Source organism: Binatus sp. (SeqCode), assembly GCF_036522015.1.
Taxonomy (GTDB): Bacteria; Desulfobacterota; Binatia; order Binatales; family Binataceae; genus Binatus.
In genome coordinates this window covers 1-2084 of sequence record NZ_DATDGQ010000358.1, presented here as the reverse complement: position 1 = coordinate 2084, position 2084 = coordinate 1, and the positions used below count along the sequence as shown (strand labels likewise).

At 64.3% G+C, this 2084-nt stretch carries 3 protein-coding genes; all 3 read left to right on the top strand.

The features are described from left to right. Positions 1-1119 (top strand): ethanolamine ammonia-lyase subunit EutB (eutB, locus tag VIW95_RS15210; RefSeq protein ID WP_331588041.1); only part of this gene is annotated, 1119 nt, incomplete at its 5' end. After that, on the top strand, positions 1116-1862 hold the full coding sequence (gene eutC, locus VIW95_RS15205; RefSeq protein ID WP_331588039.1) for an ethanolamine ammonia-lyase subunit EutC: 747 nt from the start codon (positions 1116-1118) through the stop codon (positions 1860-1862). The genes eutB and eutC, both read left to right, overlap by 4 nt. 49 nt (positions 1863-1911) lie before the next feature. Beyond that, positions 1912-2084: nuclear transport factor 2 family protein (locus VIW95_RS17655; RefSeq protein WP_414645300.1), on the top strand; the 173-nt coding region annotated here is incomplete at its 3' end.

Genomic DNA, 2084 nt, shown 5'->3' with positions numbered 1-2084 from the left:
TTCACCACCGTGCGCAACCAGACGGTCGGCGAGTTTCGCGAATGGCTGCTCGACGACGCGACCACCGGCGACGCGATTCTCGCGGCCGGCCGCGGAATCACCGCCGAGATCGCCGCCGCCGTCGCCAAGCTATGCACCAATCTCGATCTGATCACGATCGCGTCGAAGATTCGCGTCGTCACTCACGCGCGCACCACGCTCGGCCTTCCGGGACGGCTCTCGACGCGCCTGCAGCCCAACCATCCGCGCGACGATCTCACTGGAATCGCAGCCGCAACCTACGAAGGCCTCGCCTACGCGACCGGCGACGCGCTCATCGGAATCAACCCGTGCATCGACGAGCCCGACAACATCCGACGCCTGCTCGAACTCACCGCCGGCATCATCGATCGCACCGGCGTGCCGACGCAGAACTGCGTGCTCGGCCATATCACGACACAGATGCGCGCGCTCGAAGCCGGCGCGCCAATGGACATCATGTTCCAGAGCCTCGCCGGCACCGAAAAAGGCAACGCCGGTTTCGGCATCACGGTCGCGATGCTCGACGACGGCTACGCGATGATTCGCGAGACGGGCCGCCTGCGCTCGCCCAACCTGATGTACTTCGAGACGGGGCAGGGCTCGGAGCTGTCCGCCGGCGCGCACGAGGGCAGTGACCAGGTCACGCTCGAGGCACGATGCTACGGCCTGGCGCGCCGCTACTCGCCGCTGCTGGTCAACACGGTGGTCGGATTCATCGGGCCTGAATATCTTTACGACGCGAAACAGATCACGCGCGCCGGCCTCGAGGATCACCTGATGGGCAAGCTGCTCGGCGTCCCGCACGGCGCCGACGCATGCTACACCAATCACGCGCGCGCCGATCAGAACGACTGCGAGAATCTCGCGGTGCTGCTCGCGGCCGCCGGATGCAATTACTTCATGGCCGTGCCGATGGGCGACGACGTGATGCTCTCGTATCAATCCACCAGCTACCACGACGCCGCTGCGCTTCGGGCGGTGCTCAACCTGCGACCCGCGCCCGAGTTCGAGGAGTGGTGCGAGCGTCGAGAAATTCTGCACGAAGGCCGTCTCACCGCACGCGCCGGCGACGCTCGAATCGTCATGGACGAGCATTGAAAAAAGTCGAGCTCGACGCGAACACCGATTTCGACGTGATGCGCAAATCTACCCCCGCGCGCCTCGGCGTCGGACGCGCGGGCTCGCGCTACACAACGGCTGCGATGCTCTCACTGCGCGCCGATCACGCGCGCGCCGTCGACGCGGTCATGACCGAGGTCGCGCGAGATTGGCCGCGGCGCAATGGCCTGCTCGAAGTCCACTCGCAAGCGCTCACGCGCGAAGACTACCTCCGCTATCCAGAGCGCGGCCGCCGTCTCACCGATGCAGACGCAAAGCGTTTCACGCACCTCAAGCCGCGCGGCAAATCGGCAACTCCCACAGTGCTTATATGCGTCGGCGACGGACTTTCGTCCGCCGCCATCGAAAGGAACGCAGCGCCGCTGCTGCGCGCTCTCACGAAGATGCTCGCGTCGCGATACCGGCTGCTGAAACCGATCTTCATTCGCAACGCGCGGGTCAGAATCGAGGATCATCTCGGCGAAATTCTGCGCCCCGACATCGTCTGCATGATCGTCGGCGAGCGTCCCGGCCTCGTCACCGCCGAGAGCCTGAGCGCCTACGTGATTTACCGGCCCACCCTCAAATCGATCGAGCCTGACCGCACCGTGATTTCAAGCATTCATCGCGGCGGTATTCCAATCGTGGACGCCGCGCGCAAAGTCGCCGCGCTAATCGACGACGCGATCCGATTCAAGTCATCCGGTGCCGCACTCGCCGAGAAAACCTCGCCGCCGGCATGAACCCTGCTGCTGGCGCCTGCTCTTCCGAAAAACTACGCTGGAAAACAGTATGTCAGATCGTGAATCAGTGCTCGCCGCCAACCGCGCCTTCTACGACGCGTTCGAAAGTCTCGACGCGGAAAAGATGGAAGCGGTCTGGCTGAAGGACCCGCGAATCATCTGCATCCATCCCGGATGGCGCAAACTTTCGGGATGGGGTTCAATCATGTCGAGCTGGGAGCG